The sequence below is a fragment of the Microcystis sp. LE19-195.1E genome, from assembly GCF_027532095.1.
GTDB lineage: Bacteria > Cyanobacteriota > Cyanobacteriia > Cyanobacteriales > Microcystaceae > Microcystis > Microcystis aeruginosa.
Window position 1 is genome coordinate 1 of the sequence record NZ_JAPZSZ010000097.1, and the last position, 5,416, is coordinate 5,416.

Sequence of the window (5,416 nt, forward strand, 5' to 3'; positions counted from 1 at the left end):
GAAATGGGGCGAAAGTCTGTGGACTCTGTGTAAGACAGTACATGGTTTTTTAACTGTGGTATGCGACGGTGGTGGAAGCAGAAACTTAAATCGTGAGGTTTAGGAATCGCCGCACTTTTAGGGCGGCGAGGATGTCAAAATTACCCCCGACTACTGATTGCGACTGAGGGAGTTAATTCGCTCGATTAGTTGGGCTAAGATTTCTTGTAATTGTCGGTCTTGATGCTGGGAAAGGTTGATTTTATCACAGCTATAAATAACGGTGGTGTGATCTTTGCCGCCAAATTCTTCGCCAATGCGCGGTAAGCTTAAATCCGTGTGTTGACGCATCAAATACATCCCAATCTGTCGGGCAAAACTAATTTCTCGTCGGCGGGAATTTCCTTTTAGATCGGCGATCGAGAGTTGAAATTTTTCCGCTACTACCGCCATAATAATATCGGGAGAAGTGGAAATTTTGGCCATTGGTGGATTTAAAACCGGCGCGATATTTTCTACCGTCATCGGCAATCCGGAGATAGAAATATAAGTAGTAGCCCGGATTAATGCCCCCTCTAATTCGCGAATATTAGAAGTATAATTAACGGCAATATATTCGATAACTTCTCTTGGGAGACGCAGATTTTCGTACTCGGCCTTTTTTTGTAAAATTGCCATGCGAGTTTCGATATCTGGTGCTTGGATATCGGCGACTAATCCCATAGAAAAGCGAGAAATTAAACGATCCTGTAAACTGGGAATCTGTTTGGGGAGGCGATCGGAGGCTAAAACCACCTGTTTTCCCGCTTCGTGCAGGGTATTAAAGGTATGAAAAAATTCTTCTTGAGTGTATTCTTTTCCTTCAATAAATTGCAGATCATCCACTAATAATATGTCCGCATGGCGATAATGATTACGAAAACTTTCCATACTATCTTGACGGATAGCGGTGATTAAATCATTCGTAAATTGTTCCGTGGATACATAAAAAACCCTGGATTGGGGATATAATTCCAGACGATAATGACCGATCGCTTGCATTAAATGGGTTTTACCTAACCCTACCCCACCACAGAGAAAAAGCGGGTTAAATTCCCTTCCGGGTAATTCCGCCACCGCTAAAGCGGCTGCGTGGGCCATACGATTGGTTGGCCCGACAACAAAACGGGAAAAATTATATTTAGGGTTAAGTTGATTACTGGGGGATAATTCTGATTCTAAGCTAGTGTGAGGCTGGAAAATAGCGATCAAATCGCCCTGTTGTGCCGTGAGTTGAATCTCGACGGGATAACCGACGATATCCTGCACTACTTCGGCAATTGTTGACAGATAATTTTTCTGAAGATGGTTAAGAATAAAGGGATTGGCAGCCTGAATTACTAAGCGATCGTTTTGCCATTCTTTAACCGTCGCCGTTTGAAACCAAGTCTCGAAAGCGGGACGGGTTAATAGTAATTTTAGACGCTCTAGGAGATTATGCCAAAGTTGTTGGGCGCTGCTGTCCACGGTTAATTTTGATTAAGTGGGTGGGTGTAATTAAATATAAGATGAACGTAGGTTGGGTTGAAGCATGAAACCCAACGCCTATCCACGGTTAATTTTGATTAACAAAGTTGCTCTAGTGCTGCTGCAGGGAAGCCTTATCAGTTTAGCGAGATTTTTCCCCTCAAGATAAAATGATTTTCAGAGCGAAACAATTAATCTTTAGACAGATGACGCAAGTTTTAACAATCACCCAATTAGGAAATCCAATTCTACAGCAAAAAGCACTAGCGATCGATAATCTTCTCGATGCTGACTGTCAAAATTTGATCGATTCCCTGATTACCACCGTGCAAGCTGCCCACGGGGTGGGAATCGCCGCGCCCCAAGTTGCTCGGTCTCTGCGTCTGTTTATCGTTGCTTCTCACCCCAATCCTCGTTATCCCGACGCTCCGATGATGCCACCCACTGCCGTGATTAATCCTCGCATTTTGCGGGTCAGCGAGGAAATGGTCAAGGGTTGGGAAGGTTGCCTCAGTGTCCCCAATTTACGCGGTTTTGTCCCCCGTCATCAGTGGATCGAGGTGGCCTATTGCGATCGCAATGGTCGCGAAATCCGTCAAGTTTTCAGGGATTTTGTCGCGCGCATCTTTCAACACGAATACGATCATCTGGAAGGAATCCTCTTTCTCGATCGCCTTGCTTCTCCGGCGGATTTATACTCGGAGGAAGAATACCAAAAAATCAGTAATATTGCTGAATATAAGCGATAAAATCGCAAAATATCTCTACATCTTCAAAATAAGTTAAATAGCTTAACGGGACTATCTTTATCTGGCGACAAAATTTTTGTTGGTAAATCTAAGTTTTTTGTTAAAATAATAACGATTATCATTCTAGGAAAACTGCCCTAACAAACAAATGAACTACTTGACAAAATAAATTAATTATGCAGTAGAACTCTGCCCTCAATTAACTAGGGAGATACTCAAGACTTTTTCGGTGACTAGGAAAATCAATTTTTCCAGGTTTCCGCACCGGAGATAACCCCAAAGACGAGGAAATAAACCGATAGCTTTCATTAGTTATCGTCTAGATGCCCAGAAAAATAAATACTCTAGCAAAGGGTATTTATTGACAATTGGTAAAATCAGAAAACTTTGCCGATCAATTAACTATTGCAGTCTGTAAAAATATCTATGACCTTAGCTAAGTCCAAAGCAATTTTCGACAATGATGACTACAATCACTTTCCCGAAGTGATTACCGAACCTAAATCGCCGGTATCGGAAGCCGAGATGATGCAAGCGGTAAGAACACTGCTGTTAGGATTAGGAGAAGATCCCGATCGCGAAGGTTTACGAGACACTCCTAAACGAGTAGTAAAAGCCCTAAAATTTCTCACTTCTGGTTATCAGCAATCCCTGGATGAATTGCTGAATGGGGCAGTTTTTCACGAGAATGCTAACGAGATGGTTTTAATCCGAGACATCGATATGTTTAGCTCCTGTGAACACCATATTTTACCGATAATCGGCCGCGCTCATGTTGCCTATATTCCTAACGGGAAAGTGATCGGTTTATCGAAAATTGCCCGCATCTGTGAAATGTACGCCAGACGACTGCAAGTGCAGGAACGTTTAACCGCACAAATTGCCGATGCTTTGCAAGGATTACTACAACCTCAAGGGGTAGCTGTGGTGATTGAAGCGACTCATATGTGTATGGTAATGCGCGGGGTTGAAAAACCCGGTTCTTGGACTTCTACGAGTGCCGTGCGCGGTATTTTTGCCGATTCTGCTAAGACTCGTCAAGAGTTTATGAGTTTGATTCGTCATAGTCCCGATTTTCACTAATTAGTCAGGGGGATCAGGATTATTTGATCGTCCTATCCCCGGTTTTTTCCTAAGCAAAAAACTAGAGCAAAACCAGCTATTTACTGTTTACTTTTTATTTTTGACGCGCTGTTAAGTAGTCGGACATAAATTCTGTTGTCTATCTTAAGAAATGTAAATTGCCGCAATTCTTACTGACGACCGACTCCTGACTCCTGAATCCTTACCCCACGGTTAACTTTACTTTTGTTCAACTACTTATCATGCTGATTCGTCCCCGTCGTCTTCGTTATACTCCAGCGATTCGCCGTCTTGTTCGTGAAACTGAATTAACCGTTAATGACTTGATTTATCCCCTCTTTATCATGGAGGGAGAAAATCAAAAGGTGGCTATTCCTTCTATGCCCGATTGTTATCGTTATTCCCTTGATTTATTGCTCAAAGAAGTGGTTAATGCTTATAATTTAGGCATTAATGCCATCGCTCTTTTCCCCCTGATTGCCGAAGATAAAAAAGATAATTTCGGTAGAGAAAGTTATAATCCCGATGGTTTAGTGCCAAGAACGGTGAAAGCGATTAAAAAAGAAGTCCCTGAAATAATTATTATTACCGATGTTGCCCTCGATCCTTTTTCGATTTATGGTCATGATGGTATTGTGGAGGACGGTAAAATTCTCAACGATGAAACCCTGGAAGTTTTAGTGAAAATGTCGCTCTCGCAAGCGGCAGCCGGGGCTAATTTCGTCGCCCCTTCCGATATGATGGATGGTAGGGTCGGGGCGATCCGTCGAGCTTTAGATGCGGCTGGCTATCTGGATGTGGGAATTCTCGCTTATACGGCTAAATATGCCTCTGCTTATTATGGTCCCTTCCGAGATGCCTTAGAATCAGCACCAAAATTTGGTGATAAGAAAACCTATCAAATGGATGGGGCTAATAGTCGGGAAGCCTTACGGGAAGCCAGTTTAGACATAACAGAAGGGGCAGATATTATTATGGTTAAGCCCGCTCTCGCCTACCTCGATATTATCCGTCGTCTGCGCGATAGTAGCCATCTTCCCGTCGCCGCTTACAACGTCAGTGGTGAATACGCAATGATTAAAGCGGCGGCAAAACAGGGCTGGATTGACGAAAAAAGCCTGATTTTGGAAACTTTAATCAGTATGAAACGAGCGGGGGCCGATTTGATTTTGACCTATTTTGCTGCCGATGTGGCATTAATGAAACAAGAAAGCCGATTTTAGGGTTTTTGCCAGCGAAATTGATAGACATTATCCTGCGCTCCCCATACCTGCCGACCAAGGCTATCATAACCTCGATCGCTGGTATCCATGCCCTGGGAATGTAGAATAATTGTATTAGTTATTTTCACCGCACCTCTGGCATTAGTGGGACAACCCTGGGGGGGAGTTTCTCCCCGATAACCCCCCGCTATCGGTTTTAAAAACACAGTACACACCGACTCGGCCAAATCTGATACATTTAATTTTCTTTCTGTCAAGTCTTTGTTACAAAAATTAATAAAGTTAGGGGCATTATTTAACCTATAAGCTTTTGATTCCACAGTGGAATTATCGGGGCTAGGTTGAATGACTAAAATTCTTTGACGATAGGGTTGATTTAAGCGATCGATAATTGCCTGTTCCTGATAAAGATAAATATTATCCTGTTTGGGGGAAAAATTCACGGCACAGGTAGTCATTTGCACCTTAGCAATGCGGGGGTTAGTCTGCGCTTGTTGCGTCGTATCCATAACGCCAATTAAATGATTAGCCACCCCCTGCACTTGCGGGTTAAGGGGCAAAGATTGAGTGAGAAAAAATCCTAGGGCGATCGAAGTTTTCAGCATAAGCAGAGGCTTGATTCCGGTTAGTCTCTAATTAGCTTAAACTAATAATGGGACTTAAACGCCAAATAAAGATCAAATCGAGTATAATCGTTAAAGAGTAAGCACTTTACGTTGAAAAATCGGCGATGAAAGAGACAACCCCAGCCGCGATGCCCCCATGCTTTGACCGATGGTGTCGGCGGTTTGACAATTGCTTCAAAAACGAAGCGCAAAAAAACGGCTTCAGACAATATTTAGGAGGATTATTAGGGGAAAGTGAGAGGAAAAACCT

General features: G+C 42.9%; 5 protein-coding genes and 1 pseudogene. 4 read left to right on the forward strand and 2 right to left on the reverse strand.

Going from position 1 to position 5,416, the window contains the following annotated elements; all coding sequences use genetic code 11:
* Positions 1–150: 150 nt before the first annotated feature.
* On the reverse strand, positions 151–1,485 hold the full coding sequence (gene dnaA, locus O9300_RS05975; RefSeq protein ID WP_287970605.1) for a chromosomal replication initiator protein DnaA: 1,335 nt from the start codon (positions 1,483–1,485) through the stop codon (positions 151–153).
* 170 nt (positions 1,486–1,655) lie between these two features.
* Here dnaA and def point away from each other — a divergent pair, with 170 nt between their 5' ends.
* From def to hemB, 3 genes are all read left to right on the forward strand, one after another.
* On the forward strand, positions 1,656–2,234 hold the full coding sequence (def, locus tag O9300_RS05980; protein ID WP_287970609.1) for a peptide deformylase: 579 nt from the start codon (positions 1,656–1,658) through the stop codon (positions 2,232–2,234).
* Between the two features lie 426 nt (positions 2,235–2,660).
* Positions 2,661–3,317 (forward strand): GTP cyclohydrolase I FolE, encoded by a 657-nt coding sequence (gene folE, locus O9300_RS05985; RefSeq protein ID WP_002758386.1) that lies wholly within the window; start codon positions 2,661–2,663, stop codon positions 3,315–3,317.
* 242 nt (positions 3,318–3,559) lie between these two features.
* A complete protein-coding gene (hemB, locus tag O9300_RS05990) occupies positions 3,560–4,540 on the forward strand; it encodes a porphobilinogen synthase (protein WP_287729136.1) in 981 nt (326 codons plus the stop codon).
* Here hemB and O9300_RS05995 read toward each other — a convergent pair.
* The gene (locus O9300_RS05995; RefSeq protein WP_287970612.1) at positions 4,537–5,145 is read right to left on the reverse strand and encodes a chromophore lyase CpcT/CpeT; all 609 of its coding nucleotides are present in this window, start codon (positions 5,143–5,145) and stop codon (positions 4,537–4,539) included. The two genes, hemB and O9300_RS05995, sit on opposite strands and share 4 nt — an antisense overlap.
* A 125-nt stretch (positions 5,146–5,270) precedes the next feature.
* Here O9300_RS05995 and O9300_RS06000 point away from each other — a divergent pair.
* A pseudogene (locus O9300_RS06000) lies at positions 5,271–5,416 on the forward strand (IS701 family transposase); the annotation flags it as partial.

Bases quoted from the DNA above. Each gene is read 5' to 3' on its own strand.
- O9300_RS05995 (WP_287970612.1), bottom strand. From the start codon at position 5,145: ATGCTGAAAACTTCGATCGCCCTAGGATTTTTTCTCACTCAATCTTTG.
- hemB (WP_287729136.1), top strand. From the start codon at position 3,560: ATGCTGATTCGTCCCCGTCGTCTTCGTTATACTCCAGCGATTCGCCGT.
- folE (WP_002758386.1), top strand. From the start codon at position 2,661: ATGACCTTAGCTAAGTCCAAAGCAATTTTCGACAATGATGACTACAAT.
- def (WP_287970609.1), top strand. From the start codon at position 1,656: ATGATTTTCAGAGCGAAACAATTAATCTTTAGACAGATGACGCAAGTT.